The 13,688-nt window shown below is 62.5% G+C and carries 15 protein-coding genes; 2 read left to right on the top strand and 13 right to left on the bottom strand.

Going from position 1 to position 13,688, the window contains the following annotated elements:
* The first annotated feature begins 99 nt into the window (after positions 1-99).
* Positions 100-1,260 (top strand): AAA family ATPase, encoded by a 1,161-nt coding sequence (locus LGQ10_RS17885; protein ID WP_226522752.1) that lies wholly within the window; start codon positions 100-102, stop codon positions 1,258-1,260.
* A 105-nt stretch (positions 1,261-1,365) separates the two neighbouring features.
* On the opposite strand, the gene LGQ10_RS17890 is transcribed toward LGQ10_RS17885, so the two are convergent.
* The 13 genes from LGQ10_RS17890 to LGQ10_RS17950 form a co-directional block, all read right to left on the bottom strand.
* Complete coding sequence (locus LGQ10_RS17890; RefSeq protein ID WP_226522753.1) at positions 1,366-2,250, bottom strand: transporter substrate-binding domain-containing protein; 885 nt, start codon at positions 2,248-2,250, stop codon at positions 1,366-1,368.
* Positions 2,247-3,029 carry an amino acid ABC transporter ATP-binding protein gene (locus tag LGQ10_RS17895; protein ID WP_226522754.1) on the bottom strand — a complete coding sequence of 261 codons (783 nt, stop codon included), beginning with the start codon at positions 3,027-3,029 and terminating at the stop codon, positions 2,247-2,249. The genes LGQ10_RS17890 and LGQ10_RS17895 overlap by 4 nt, the downstream gene beginning before the upstream one ends.
* Positions 3,026-3,685, bottom strand: a complete 660-nt coding sequence (locus LGQ10_RS17900; RefSeq protein ID WP_058438797.1) for an amino acid ABC transporter permease — start codon at positions 3,683-3,685, stop codon at positions 3,026-3,028. The genes LGQ10_RS17895 and LGQ10_RS17900 overlap by 4 nt, the downstream gene beginning before the upstream one ends.
* Entirely contained in the window at positions 3,666-4,331 is a 666-nt protein-coding gene (locus LGQ10_RS17905) for an amino acid ABC transporter permease (protein ID WP_058438799.1), read from the bottom strand. Before LGQ10_RS17905 ends, LGQ10_RS17900 begins: the two co-directional genes overlap by 20 nt.
* 456 nt (positions 4,332-4,787) lie before the next feature.
* Complete coding sequence (locus tag LGQ10_RS17910; RefSeq protein WP_226522755.1) at positions 4,788-5,570, bottom strand: MetQ/NlpA family ABC transporter substrate-binding protein; 783 nt, start codon at positions 5,568-5,570, stop codon at positions 4,788-4,790.
* Positions 5,571-5,790: 220 nt separating this feature from the next.
* Complete coding sequence (locus LGQ10_RS17915) at positions 5,791-6,432, bottom strand: hypothetical protein (protein WP_226522756.1); 642 nt, start codon at positions 6,430-6,432, stop codon at positions 5,791-5,793.
* A gap of 523 nt (positions 6,433-6,955) precedes the next feature.
* The gene (locus tag LGQ10_RS17920) at positions 6,956-7,909 is read right to left on the bottom strand and encodes a sigma 54-interacting transcriptional regulator (RefSeq protein ID WP_058438802.1); all 954 of its coding nucleotides are present in this window, start codon (positions 7,907-7,909) and stop codon (positions 6,956-6,958) included.
* 58 nt (positions 7,910-7,967) lie between these two features.
* Positions 7,968-8,549, bottom strand: a complete 582-nt coding sequence (locus LGQ10_RS17925) for an alpha/beta hydrolase (protein ID WP_058438805.1) — start codon at positions 8,547-8,549, stop codon at positions 7,968-7,970.
* Positions 8,550-9,131: 582 nt separating this feature from the next.
* The gene (locus LGQ10_RS17930; protein WP_058438807.1) at positions 9,132-9,533 is read right to left on the bottom strand and encodes an ExbD/TolR family protein; all 402 of its coding nucleotides are present in this window, start codon (positions 9,531-9,533) and stop codon (positions 9,132-9,134) included.
* A 1-nt stretch (position 9,534) separates the two neighbouring features.
* Positions 9,535-10,260 carry a MotA/TolQ/ExbB proton channel family protein gene (locus tag LGQ10_RS17935; protein WP_058438809.1) on the bottom strand — a complete coding sequence of 242 codons (726 nt, stop codon included), beginning with the start codon at positions 10,258-10,260 and terminating at the stop codon, positions 9,535-9,537.
* A gap of 41 nt (positions 10,261-10,301) precedes the next feature.
* Complete coding sequence (locus tag LGQ10_RS17940; protein WP_226522757.1) at positions 10,302-11,117, bottom strand: energy transducer TonB; 816 nt, start codon at positions 11,115-11,117, stop codon at positions 10,302-10,304.
* 417 nt (positions 11,118-11,534) lie between these two features.
* Positions 11,535-11,858, bottom strand: a complete 324-nt coding sequence (locus LGQ10_RS17945) for a hypothetical protein (RefSeq protein ID WP_058438816.1) — start codon at positions 11,856-11,858, stop codon at positions 11,535-11,537.
* A 177-nt stretch (positions 11,859-12,035) separates the two neighbouring features.
* Positions 12,036-12,908, bottom strand: a complete 873-nt coding sequence (locus LGQ10_RS17950) for a LysR substrate-binding domain-containing protein (protein ID WP_226522758.1) — start codon at positions 12,906-12,908, stop codon at positions 12,036-12,038.
* Between the two features lie 107 nt (positions 12,909-13,015).
* On the opposite strand from LGQ10_RS17950, the gene LGQ10_RS17955 reads away from it, so the two are divergent.
* Complete coding sequence (locus LGQ10_RS17955) at positions 13,016-13,678, top strand: ankyrin repeat domain-containing protein (RefSeq protein ID WP_226522759.1); 663 nt, start codon at positions 13,016-13,018, stop codon at positions 13,676-13,678.
* The last annotated feature ends 10 nt before the right edge of the window (positions 13,679-13,688 follow it).

Consider the following 13,688-nt stretch of genomic DNA (forward strand, 5'->3'; position numbering starts at 1 on the left):
CGGGCCTTGGCGCAGCCTCGCAGGCTCGACAGCGGCTACAGGGATAGCGGCGGGTCCTGGGGATTGGGCACACTGTGCGCCACGCAAAGGAGACCCTGCATGCTCAAGACCCTGGCGGTGGCCAATTACCGCTCCATCAACAAACTGGTGATTCCCCTCGCTCGGCTGAACCTGATCACCGGTGCCAACGGCAGCGGTAAATCCAACCTCTACCGCGCCCTGCGCCTGCTGGCGGAAACCGCCCAGGGCGGGGTGGTCAACGCCCTGGCCCGGGAGGGCGGGCTGGACTCGACCTTCTGGGCTGGGCCGGAATCCATCAGCCGACGCATGCGCAAGGGCGAGGTGCCGATCGAGGCCGGCGTGCGCTCCTCCAGCAAGCGCCTACGCCTGGGGTTCGCCGGCGAGGACTTCGGCTACGCCATTGCCCTGGGCCTGCCGGAACCCAGCCGCTCGGCATTTGCCCTGGACCCGCAGATCAAGAAGGAATGCATCTGGTCCGGGCCTTTCTATCGCCCCGCCAGCCTGCTGGTAGATCGTGACGGCCCGTTGATCCGGGCGCGCCAGGGCCGGGCCTGGGACGTACTGGCCCAGCACACGCCAGAGTTCGACAGCCTGTTCGACCAGGTGGGCAGCCTGCGCACGTCCCCCGAGGTGCTGCATCTGCGCGAGTCCATTCGCCGCTGGCGCTTCTATGATCATTTTCGCTGCGACAGCGAAGCCCCGGCGCGCCAACCGCAACTGGGCACCCGCACCCCGGTGCTGCACCACGACGGCCGCGACCTGGCCGCAGCGCTGCAGACCATCCGCGAGATCGGTGACCCCGAGGCCTTGCAGGCAGCCATCAGTGACGCCTTCCCCGGAGCCCGCCTGGAGATCGACGCGCAACCGGGCGGACGCTTCGCCATCGAGTTTCATCAAGAGGGATTATTGCGGCCACTGTCGGCGGCGGAGCTGTCGGACGGCACCTTGCGCTACCTGTTGCTGGTTGCGGCCCTGCTGACACCAAGACCACCGACGCTGATGGTGCTCAACGAACCGGAAACCAGCCTGCACCCCGACCTGCTGCCGGCGCTGGCGCGCCTGATCATCCGTGCCTCGGAGCAGTGCCAGGTGTGGGTGGTGTCCCACGCCCGGCGCCTGATCGCAGCCCTGCAGGAAGACCCCGAGTGCAACTGCATCGTGCTGGAGAAGGAGCTGGGCCAGACCGGCATCGTGGGTCAGCGCCTGCTCGACGAGCCCGCGTGGTACTGGCCCGATTGAACAGCCACAAAAGCATCGCGGGCACGCCTCGCTCCTACGGTCTGAGTAGGAGCGAGGCGTGCCCGCGATGGCGTCCTCAAGAGCGCCTGAGGCGCCCGGAGCGGATCAACCCTGCCACTTGCCGCCTTCGACGATCACGCTGTCGGGATTGGTGTCGTCGCTCAGCTCCTTGCGCACGTACTGGTCGTACAGCTTGAGCAGGTACTTCTGCTCGCCCAGCTTGGCCAGCTCGGCATTGACCCAGTCACGCAGCTCGATGTTGCCCTTCTTCACCGCCGGCGCGATCGGCGCCTGCTCGCCCAGGGTCTGGGGCAGCACGCGGTAGCCCGGGTTCTGCTTGGACCAGCTGAACAGGATCAGGTTGTCCTGGGCATAAGCGTCGCCACGACCATTGGCCAGGGCCTGCAGGGACTCGGTGTTTTTCTCGAACTTGAGCAGCTTCCAGTCCGGGTGGTTCTGGGTCAGCCAGATATCCGCAGTGGTGCCGGTGGTGACGATGGTGGTGCGGCTTGCCAGGTCATCCAGGCTCTTCACCGAACTACCCTCGGGCACCAGGGCCTGGACCGCCACCTTGAGGTTGGGGTTGGTAAATTCCACCGCTTCCTTGCGCTCGGGGGTCACGGTCATGTTGGCCAGGATCAGGTCGACCTTGTCGCTTTGCAGGAACGGAATGCGGCTGGCCGGTTCCACGGCGACGAACTCCACCTTGTTCTCGTCGCCCAGCAGGTCCTTGGCCAGCTGCCGGCCGATGTCGGTATCGAAGCCCACGTAGCGTCCGGTCTCATCGACGAAACCGAACGGCGGCTTGTCGGTGAACACGCCGACGATCAGCTTGTCCCGGGCCTTGATCTTGTCCAGGTAACCGGCGGCCGGGGCCGCGCTGGCGGCGGTGGCCGCAGGCTTGGGCGCATCATTGGATTTATCGCAGCCGGCCAGTAGGGCCAGACCGAACAGTGGCAGCAACAGCAGTGAAGACTTGGCAGTTTTCATAAGAGCTCCAGTTCCTTTCTAGGGGCTTTCTTGGGTAATGCTTCGACGAACGAAAACTTCTCCAGGAACTGCTGCGCACGGGCGCTCTGCGGGTTCGTGAAGAAAGCCTCGGGGGTGTTCTGTTCCACGATGCGCCCGCCATCCATGAACACGACACGGTCGGCCACGGCTCGGGCAAAGGCCATTTCATGGGTGACGATCAGCAGCGTCATGCCGTCCCGGGCCAGGCCCTGGATCACTTGCAGCACTTCCTTGACCATTTCCGGGTCCAGCGCCGCGGTGACCTCGTCGAACAGCATCACCTGGGGGTTCATGCACAGCGAACGGACGATGGCGATGCGTTGCTGCTGGCCGCCGGACAATTGCCGGGGGAAGGCCTGGCGCTTGTCCGCCAGGCCCACCCGCTCCAGCAATGCCTCGGCCTGGGCCTGGGCCTCGCGGCGCTCGCGCTTCTGCACCTTGAGCGGGCCCAGAAGAATGTTGTCCAGCACGTTCATGTGAGGAAACAGGTGATAGCTCTGGAACACCATGCCGATTTGCTGGCGCACCTGGCGCCAGTCGGTGGCCGGCTCCAGCAGCTCGCGGCCGGCAAAGCGCAGGTGACCGCCCTGGCCGCTTTCCAGGCCGTTGAGGCAGCGCAGCAAGGTGCTCTTGCCACAGCCGCTGGGGCCCAGGATGACGACCACCTCGCCTGCCTCAACGCGCAGGTCGACATCGCACAGGACCTGCTGCGAACCGAAGAACTTGTTGAAACCCTGGAACTCGATCAATGCGCTCATGCTTGCGTCCAGCGCCGCTCCAGCACGCGGGAGGCGGCCGAGAGCGGGTAGCAGATGAAAAAGAAAAACAGGAACAGGACGCCGTAGATCAGCACCGACTCGTAAGTGCGCTCGATGATCTGCTGGCCGACCTTGATCACGTCCACCACACCGATCAGCACCGCCAGGGAGCTGGTCTTGATGATCCGCGTGTAGACGTTGATGGTCGGTGGCGTCATGCGTTTCAAGGCCTGGGGCAACAGCACATGGCCGTACAGCTGCAACGTCGACAGGCCGATGGACAGCCCCGCCTCACGCTGGCCCCGCGGCAGCGAACGCAACGCCCCGCGCACCACCTCGCCGACTTCGCTGGCGCCCCACAGCGACAGCACCAGCACCGCACAGGTGAAGCTGGGAATGCTGATGCCGAAGAAGATCGGAAACCCGAAGAACAGCAAGTACAGCCAGACCAGTACCGGGATCGCCCGGAACAGCTCCAGGTAGATGCGCAGCGGCACATCCAGCACTCGCCGCTGCAGGCTGCGCAACACGCCATAGAGCACGCCGCCCAGGGTGCTGAAGACAATGCTCAGCAAGGAAATCGACAACGTCTGCTCGGCGCCCCTGGCCAGTTGCGGCAGGGACACCAGCAGCAGCTCAAGACCCGAACTGGCCATGTTGCAGCCTCCTTTCCAGGTAGCTGAGCAACAGCGACAGCGGCAGGAACAGCAGCACGCAGATCAGCGTCAGCACCGCCAGCATCTCGTAGGTCTTGTAGTACAGGGCGATGTAGCTCTTGGTGGTGTAGAGAATCTCCGGCACCGCCACCGCCGAGACCACGGTGGTTTCCTTGAGCAGGAAGATGAAGTTGGCGAACAGCGACGGCAGGCTGAGGATGCCCGCCTGGGGCAGGATCACATGGCGCAGCAGTTGCCAGCGCGACAGGCCGATGGAGCGTCCCGACTCCAACTGCGCCAGCGGCACCGCCTCGACCCCGGCGCGCAGCACCTCGGTGAGATAGGCGCCGCCGAGGAAGGTCATGGTGATGATTGCCGCGGTGAATCCGGAGACCTTGACCCCCAGCGCCGGCAAGGCGAAGTAGACGAAGAACAACTGGATCAGCAGCGGTGTGTTGCGCGCCAGCTCCACGTACAGGCCGATCAGCCGGTGCACATAAGGGGTACGGAACACCAGAAAGGCCGCGTTGATCAGCGCCACCAGAAGCGACGTGCCGATAGCGATCAGGCCGACCTGCAGGGTCACGCCCACGGCCTTGAGAAAGGCCGGCAGGGTGCTGAGGATGAAAGCGTAGTCGAGGGTCATTGAGCGTCCTGGACGCCGCTGGGATACAGCGACGGTGATGCAGTCCTTGGGGCGATGGGTAATCGCCCGGCTGGCGCGACTTTATAGCTATAAAAACAATAATTTAAATACCAATAAAGCATATTGATATCACCCAAAAACCTAACCCGCGGATTTGCCGGGCTGGCGCCGAGCGACTACCTTTTTGCCTGCCTGCCGGGAGTCTTCAGAGCCTGGCCAGCCTTACAGGACGTACTGCCTTCCAAGGACGATCACCATGGCCAATGAAAAGACTCCGCAACCGCTGGACCCTCACGATCTGCTCAAGTGGCTGACAGCCCTGCGCCGGGCCGTACAGCCCGTCGGTTGACCCCACGCGCCCTTGCGACAAGACACAGGCGCAAAAAAACGCCGACGCTGTCATAGCCGTCGGCGTTCGAACCTTGAAGGGGTTTGTCGCGTGGGTAGCCTAGACCATCAGAACGCCGGCAGGACCGCGCCGCTGTATTTCTTCTCGATGAAAGCTTTGACTTCAGGGCTGGTCAGGGCCTTGGCCAGCTTCTGGATGGCCGGGCTGTCCTTGTTGTCCGGACGGGCCACCAGGAAGTTCACGTAAGGCGAATCGGCGCCCTCGATCACCAGCGCATCCTTGGCCGGATTCAAGCCGGCTTCCAGCGCGTAGTTGGTGTTGATCATGTCCAGGTCAACCTGGTCCAGGACCCGTGGCAGCATGGCCGATTCCAGCTCCTTGAACTTGAAGTTGTGCGGGTTCTTGGCGATGTCCTTGGGGGTGGATACGGCGTTCTTCGGGTCCTTGAGCTCGATCAGGCCGGCCTTCTGCAGCAGGATCAGCGCACGACCGCTGTTGCTGCCTTCGTTGGGGATGGCGATGGTGGCGCCGTCCTTCAGCTCGGCCAGGCTCTTGACCTTCTTCGAGTAACCGCCAAAAGGCTCGACGTGCACGCCGATCACGGTTTCCAGGTGAGTGCCTTTGCCTTCGTTGAAATTCTTCAAGTAGGGCAGGGTCTGGAAGTAGTTGGCGTCCAGGCGCTTCTGGTCCACTTGCACGTTGGGCTGCACGTAGTCGGTGAACACCTTCACTTCCAGGTCGATCCCCTCCTTGGCCAGGGTCGGCTTGATCAGCTCGAGGATCTCGGCGTGGGGTACCGGGGTCGCGGCGACCACCAGCTTCTCGGCGGCCTGGGCCATACCTGCGCCCAGGGCTGCCGCCAGTGCGGTGAACAACAGAACTTTTTTCATGCGAGGTCCTTAGGTGTCGGGATCGACGACGGCTTCAATCAGGGTGTTGATCGGGATGCTGGTGAAGTGCCACTGCTGGCGTGTGGCGGACAATACCGAGATTTTTTATTCCCGAACAATATCTTTTTGGCAAGCACTTATACCTTTTTGACTGGTGCAGAAAGGACAACTGGCTCGCCTGCCGGTGCATCTGGTCGCTCCGTTACACAACACCTGCGATCTATCGATTACCGATTTCAATGGCAACCTCGGTAATGACCGACGTCAGTGCCTTCTCCAGTGCACCATCACCTTCCAGGCTGGCATAAATGTCATACCTCACTTCATGCTTGGAATTCATCCAGCGCAACCCGGTCTTCCTGACCCCGCCCACTACTTTTTCCGACGTTTTCACCAAGGGCTTGCCTGGGTCTTGAGGCTTGGCGTAATCATCGTCGTAAACCACTACGCGCTGCGTCAGCTCAGGTTCATAGTGGGTCTCGTAGGTGACAACATAATCATCGCCGCACGAATAAAGTGACATGACACCGTTCAAACCGCCTTCCTTCATCTCGACACCGGAGGGGGCTTCTTTGGAAAACTGACATCTCAATTTTTCAATTGCCGCTCTCGACTCCGATTTGCACATGACAGCTTGAGATAGCCTTTTATCGCTCCTCTGAGCGAGTGTGACCATCGAACTGAATTGCTCGAAGCTTGGAAAGCCCGATTTTTTCTCAGGCTCCATCCTGGATGAAGCGGGCCCCTTATTAATGATCCTTTGAATATGTGCGTTGCTACTTAAAGGGTGAATCTCCAACTCGGCAATTGCCGAGAATGAAACGAGCAACATGCTTATGCAGATCATCGACAAGCGCATCATTACCACTCCGTCAGATTGCAAGAGGTCGTGTAGGTTTCGAGGCAGGGCGAACCATCAGCTACACTTGGCGACCAGCCAGCAGTACAGACATTGACAAGGAGATGATCCTGTTGAGCGCTGTAGTCAGGGTCGCCATATTTCCCGTCCGCATAATGGAAACCGTAGACTTGCCAGTCCATGCCACACAATCCGCAACCTGCATAAGACCGCCAGGTACTGTCGGATTGATCGTGAAACTCCCTGTAACTGCCATCCGCCGTATTGTATTGCATAGACGATGTTTCTAATTTCCATGTATGTATCGTGTCCCACTGACCGACTCGTTGAAACCGAAACAGTTGGCACGAGAAAACATCGCTAGTTCAGTGAGGTACGCATAGGCGTTGGGGGCCAGAGCAGACAGAAAAAGCACCGCGCAAGATACTCTTCTCATAAATATCCCTTTAATGCTTGAAGCAGATCTCCTTTTCGAAAAAAGTTAATGCAAATCATTCGCATGAACAACCATTGCTTTCGCAATAACTCACGTGTTCGCTCCTCTACCCTCCAACCGCTGCGCAACCTTCTCCAGCACGGCCTTCAATCCGCTGCGCTCACTCTCGCTTCCCCGCAGCAACACCTCTACTTGCCGCTCCAACTCACTCAGCGGTGACACTGTTTCCGGCAGGTTCAGGTGCTCGGGCAGTATCTCCTCGCCGCTGCTGACCAGCAGGGCGAAGTGCACGACGTTCTCCAGCTCGCGGGTATTGCCTGGCCAGCTGTGGCGTTCCAGAACCTGTAGCGCGGTGTCGCTGATCAGGGGCACCGGCAGGTCGAGCCGCTGGCTGTAGATCCCCAGGAAGTACTCGGCCAGGGACTCGATGTCCCCCACCCGCTCGCGCAGGGCCGGCAACTCCAGCTGGCCCTCGCGCAAGTAGCGGTACAGGCGCTCATGGAACTTGCCCGCCGCCACCGCCTGGGCCAGGTCGATGCTGGTGGCCGCCACCAGGCGCACATCCACCGGGCTTGGCTGCTGCGCGCCGACCCGGGTCACTTCGTGGTTCTCCAGGGCCGCCAGCAGCTTGGTCTGGATCGGCAGCGGCAGGTCGCCGATCTCGTCCAGGTACAGGGTCCCGCCGTTGGCCGAACCGAACCAGCCAGCACGACTGCTGGCCGAACCACTGAAAGTACCCGCCGCATAACCGAACAGCTCGGCATCGGCATAGGTCGGGCTGATCGCCCCGCAGTTGACCGAGACGAACAGCCCGCCACGGTCGCTGGCACGGTGGATATGCCGGGCCAGCAGTTCCTTGCCGGTGCCGGTCTCGCCACGGATCAGCACCGAGATTGCACGGGGCGCCAGTTGTTCCAGCTCCTCGCGCAGCTGCCGCGAACGCGGGTCGACGAACACCAGCGCCTTGGCGCGGATGCTCAGGGGGCTTTTCTCGGCATCGGGAAAGGTCAGCAGCGGCTGGCCGAAGGGGGAATGAGAACTCATGGCGGACTCCCGCCCCAAGGCGCCTGGCGGCGGGGGCGTTTAAACGAAAAAAGAAACCTCAGGCACGACGCAGGGCATGTTGCTCCATGCGGTTTTGCAGGCGGTAGAGATAGGCGAAACCCTGCTCCCAGCGGTGATGGCCGGACTTGACGTTGATGTGCCCGGCACCGGCCAGGACTCCCGCCTCGGCTCCCCAGTCACGGGCCAACTCCAGGGCCCGGGGGGCGCTGACGGCGCTGTCGTTGTCCGAGCTGACCACCTGGCTGGGGAAGGGCAGCAGGTCCCGGGGGATCGGGGCGAAATTGCGCAGCGCCGGAACACAGGCGGGACGCTCGACATCCGCCGGCGCCACCAGCAGCGCGCCGCGTACCTGGCGCAAGGCCTCCAGCGGTGCATGTGCTGCCCAGTGCGCCACGGTGATGCAACCCAGGCTGTGGGCGATCAGGATCACCGGGGTGTCATCGGCGGCGATGGCCTCGGCCAGGGCGGCCACCCAGTCTTCCCGACGCGGCGTCAGCCAGTCGGCCTGCTCCACTCGCGCGCTGTTGGGCAGGCTGCGCTGCCAGTGGCTTTGCCAATGATCTTCTGGCGATCCCTGCCAGCCCGGCACAATCAAGTAGCGAATGGATTCGTTGCGCATGGGGAACTCTCCTGCTGCGTGTCTGTTCCCGGACGAGTATAGGGAGGGGATTTATATTGGTTAAGGAATAAGAAGCTATTTATTAAGACCCATAAAGAATATATCCCCCGCTCCGTGCAGCCGCTGCCGCTGCCGCTGCCGCTGCCGCAGGCTGCGCACGGGCGCGCAGCGGCCGCAGAAAAGGCCCGGTCGATCGCGTACCTGGAGGCCTTGCGGGCCTTGGCGCAGCCTCGCAGGCTCGACAACGGCTACAACAGCTTCGTGTAGCCGCTGCCGAAGGCTGCGTACGGGCGCGCAGCGGCCGCAGAAAAGGCCCGGTCGATCGCGTACCTGGAGGCCTTGCGGGCCTTGGCGCAGCCTCGCAGGCTCGACAGCGGCTACAACAGCTTCGTGTAGCCGCTGCCGAAGGCTGCGCACGGGCGCGCAGCGGCCGCAGAAAAGGCCCGGGCGCCGCGTACCTGAAGGCCCTGCGGGCCTTGGCGCAGCCTCGCAAGCTCGACAGCGGCTACAACGGCTACAACAAAAAAAGGCCGCACCCTGCCAAGGAGACGGCCTGAAAAGTCGTGGCTTTGTTGCTCGGTATCAACGGGCGGTGATCACCGACAGCTTGGTGATGCCCGCACGCTCGATGGACGCCATGGCCCGGGCCACCTCGCCGTAGTTGACGCCATCGTCGGCCTGCAGCTGGACGCGGACTTCCGGGTCCTTCTGCTTGGCCGCTTGCAGGTTGGTTTCCAGGAGATCCGGCTGGATCTCGTCCTTGTTGATGAAGAGCTTGCCTGCCCCGTCGATGCTCACTACCAGCGGGTCCTTCTGCTCCACCGGGGCCACGGCCTCGGTCTTGGGCAAGTTGATGGGAATGGCGTTGGTCAGCAGTGGCGCGGTGACGATGAACACCACCAGCAGCACCAGCATCACGTCCACCAGCGGGGTGACGTTGATCTCGCTCAGCACTTCATCGCTGTCTTGGGTGGAGAAGGCCATGTCAGGACGCCTCCTTCACTTTTTGCGAGCTGCCCTGGGCCGCGGCCTTGTGCACGCTCGGGTGGATCAGTACGCGGAAAGAGTTCTTCTGCGCCAGGCTGTAGAAGTCATGGGCGAAGTCGTCGAGGTCGGCGGCCGTCAGCTTCAGGCGCCGCAGGAAGTAGTTGTAGACCAGTACCGCCGGCACGGCGACGGCGATCCCCACACCGGTCGCCACCAGTGCCGCACCGATGGGCCCGGCCACGGTTTCCAGGCTCGCCGAGCCCGCCGCGCTGATGCCCTTGAGGGCCTCCATGATTCCCCACACGGTGCCGAACAGGCCGATAAAGGGCGAAGTGCTGCCGATACTGGCCACCACTGCCAATCCGGTTTCCAGGGAGCGGCGCTCACGCACGATCTGCTGGCGCAGGGCGCGTTCGAGACGATCCTGGTGGTTGATCGCCTGGCTCAGGTCCGCAGCGTGGGGCGCATCGCCCACCTGGATCGCCGCATAACCGGCCTGGGCCACCCGGGCCGCCGCGCCAGGCTGGGTTTCGCTCAGGGGCGCGGCGGAATCCAGGCTCGACGCCGCCCAGAACTGATTGTGGAACTTGCGATCCTGGGACTTGAGGCGGGCGAACTGTACGCCCTTGACCAGGGCCAGGCCCCAGGTGGCGACAGAGAAGACCACCAGCAGCCAGATCACCGCGCTTTCGATCGATTCCAGTGGAGATGCCAGTAACGTCATGATGTGTTCCCTCTATAAGCATGTAGATCGGGCCTTGCGGCTCAATGAATCTTGAAATCGATAGGTACGCTGACCCAGCCGTCCTGGGCCACATCGCCCTGCTTGGCCGGGACGAAACTCCAGCGCTTGACCGCGGCCAGGGCCGCATCGTCGAGCTGCTGGCGCCCGCTGCTCTTCTGGATCTGGATCTCTCCCGGCTTGCCACTGGCCAGCACGTGCACCCGCAGCAGCACCGTGCCTTCCCAACCCCGACGCTGGGCCAGGGAGGGGTATTCCGGCGCCGGATTCTTCAGGTACGCCGCACTGGCCGAGGCCGGGGTCACCGGAGCGGGCGCAGGTGGCGCAGGTGGCGCCGCAGCCGCGACCGGCGCAGCGGGCTGGGGCGGTGCCGGCGTCTGCTGCACCGGCTTGGGCGCAGGCTTCGGCTCTGGCTTGGGTACCGGCTTGGGCTTGGGTTTGGGCACCGGCTTGGGGGGCGGCGGCTTCACCGCCAACTCATCCTCCACCGGAGGCGGCGGCTCCACCACAGGCTGCACCGGCTGCGGGGGTGGTGGCTCGACCACAGGTGGCGCCGGATGCGAGAACTCGATGGTCATGGGAGGGATTTGCGGTGGCGCCACAGGCAGCACCGGGGTCGGTTTCTGGCTCAGCCAGTAGATCACCGCGCCGTGCAATACCAGGGCCGCCACGGCCAGCAGGATAGCCTCGCGACGGCGCAACACGTCCTTGGGCGTGCGTTGCAGACGAGCCTGGCCCAGCGGCGAACGGTGCGGCCGGCCAAGGTCGACCAACTCGCCGCTCGGTGCCTGGCGCCACAGCACCTCCTGTGCACTGGCGACGGTCTGGACATTGCCCATTGATTCACTCCCTACGATCTTTTGAATAACCCGGCAGCGGCGTTTGAACGACCCCACGCCACGCTGCGGTGAAATCAATGATCAGTGTCGGCGCTTATCTCTTAAAGTAATCTTTCAAGTTATACATAGACTGAAATTGAATAATGAATTCCAGCAAATCGCCCCAGCCCCCGTGTTTCAAGGGCTGCAGCCAAGCCCTGAAAAAATCATGCTTTACAGGCATTGAAAATATTCCCTGAAAGCATCGAAACAGCGGTGCAAGCGAATCAAGGCAACTATCCAAGTAGCAAAAACCGTAACTAACAAGACATCTAACAACCACTAACAATTTTATAAACAGGCACGACAAAGCCGTTGAACAGCAGACTAATCCTAAAGGCGACAGTGACTGTTCAACGGCTGTTTTTTATTTAACTGTCATTGTTTGACGAACTCACCACTCAGGCCAACCACATCGCCACTGAAGTTGCTGCGGGCGCCGGATGCTCGCAACCGGGAGTAGTTGTGATCCGGAGAAAACAGCGCCCAGGCCTGGTAGCCGTAGCCGTCGTTGTAGCCGGAGACATTGATGATGGTCGGCTGGCCGGTGCTGTTCTGGAAGTGGTAATGCCCGGCCACGTTGTACTTGACCCCGGCCTGGGTCAACTCGCCGCTGAACGAGCCGTTGGAATCGTTGCCGTCGGTCAGGACCAGGCGGGCGTCAGCGTTGGCGTTTACATAGGTTCCATTGATGCTCGACATGATGCGGGTTTCCTTCTCGGTTGAAGTTTCATCCAATGAAGCAAGTTCCTCCTGGAACTTGCAAACCCAGCATGGCCGGCGATTCCAATACTGTCCAAGATAAACATTGTCGGCAACTAACTAAATGGCTATAGCCTGCAACCGGTGTTCTATAAGCCATGACGGAAACACCACCACTTATAACTTTCCGGCCTGCCTGACTTGCAGCTTGCCGCTGGCCACTGCTCGCAGTTGTTCCTGCAGCGCCTTGCCTGCCCGACTCAAGCCACTACCGGCATACAGCGCCAGGCGCACACCCTGGATATCCGGCAGGCCGCTGCCGGCATCGAGGATACGGTGATCCTTGCCCAGTACCCGCACCGGCAGCAGGCTGATGCCCAACCCCCCGGCCACCGCCGAACAGACGCTGGCCAGGCTGGCGCTGGAGTAGGCGATGCGCCAGGACCAGCCACCCACTTCCAGGTGATGAAGCATTTCCTGGCGATACAGGCCTCCCACCGGGAAGGCCACCAGGGGCAGTGGCTCACGACCGAAAGCGGGTTGCAGGCGACTGTCGGCCCAGCACAATGGCTCGGGCCAGGAATCCAGGCAGTCCTCGCCATGGCCCATCTGCTTGACCAGCAACAAGTCGAACTCACCGCGCCGGTACTGACGCAGCAACTCCGGACCCAGCCCGCAAGCGACCTCCAGGCGCACAGCCGGGTAGTCATGACCAAACCGCGACAACAACGGCATCAGGCGCTCGGCGGCAAAGTCTTCCGGCACCCCCAGGCGCAGCACTTCCTCGCCGCGTTGGTTGATCAGCACGTCGCTGGCCTCCTCGTGCAGGGCCAGGATGCGCCGGGCATAGGCCAAAAGCCGCTCGCCCTCCACGGTGGCCGTCACCCGGCGCTGGTCGCGGTCCAGCAACTGGCAGCCCAGGCTCTGCTCCAGGCGCCGTACCTGCTGGCTCACGGTGGACTGGGTCAGGTGCAGGCGCTCGGCAGCGCGGGTGAAGTTCTGGCAGTCGGCGACCGCCACGAAACTGCGCAACAACACGGGATCGAACATTGCCTTCACCATCCTGATAGCCACTGGTTTGCATGATTATATTTAATTTCAGAATACCAGGGCGCTTGCCCATACTCGCCGCACACCAGTAGCAACGGGAGGTTTGCATGAAGCTCAGCCTGTTCCTCAAGCGCGGCCTGTTGGCCGCCGGTCTGCTCACAACGGGGGTGGCGATGGCCAGCGACAAGGCGTTGTTCGAGGCGGTACGCAACGGCCAGCTGCACCAGGTACAGCAGCTCATCGCCCAGGGCGTGCCCCTCGACGGCAAGAGCCTGGACGGCAGCACTGCACTGCTGATGGCCACACGCAGCAACCAGGTGGACATCGCCCAAGCGCTGATCGACGCCGGGGCCGACGTCAACCGCAAGAACCTCATGCAGGACAGCCCCTACCTGCTGGCGGGCGCCAGCGGCTACAACGACATTCTCAAGCTGACCCTGGCCCACGCTGCCGACCTCAAGAGCACCAACCGCTATGGCGGCACCGCACTGATCCCGGCCTGCGAGCGCGGCCACGAGGCCACGGTGGACTTGCTGATCGCCGCCGGGGTCGAGCTGGACCACGTCAATCGCCTGGGCTGGACCTGCCTGCTCGAGGCCATCCTGCTCTCCGACGGCGGCCCGGCGCACCAGCGCATTGTCAGCCGGCTGATCGCCGCCGGCGCCGACCTGAACCTGCCGGACCGCGCCGGGGTCAGCCCCTTGCGCCACGCCGAACAGCGCGGCCAGCAGGCCATCGTCAAGCTGCTGCGCGATGCCGGGGCGTCCTGAATTCGTGCCA

The organism is Pseudomonas sp. L5B5 (assembly GCF_020520285.1).
Classification (GTDB): domain Bacteria; phylum Pseudomonadota; class Gammaproteobacteria; order Pseudomonadales; family Pseudomonadaceae; genus Aquipseudomonas.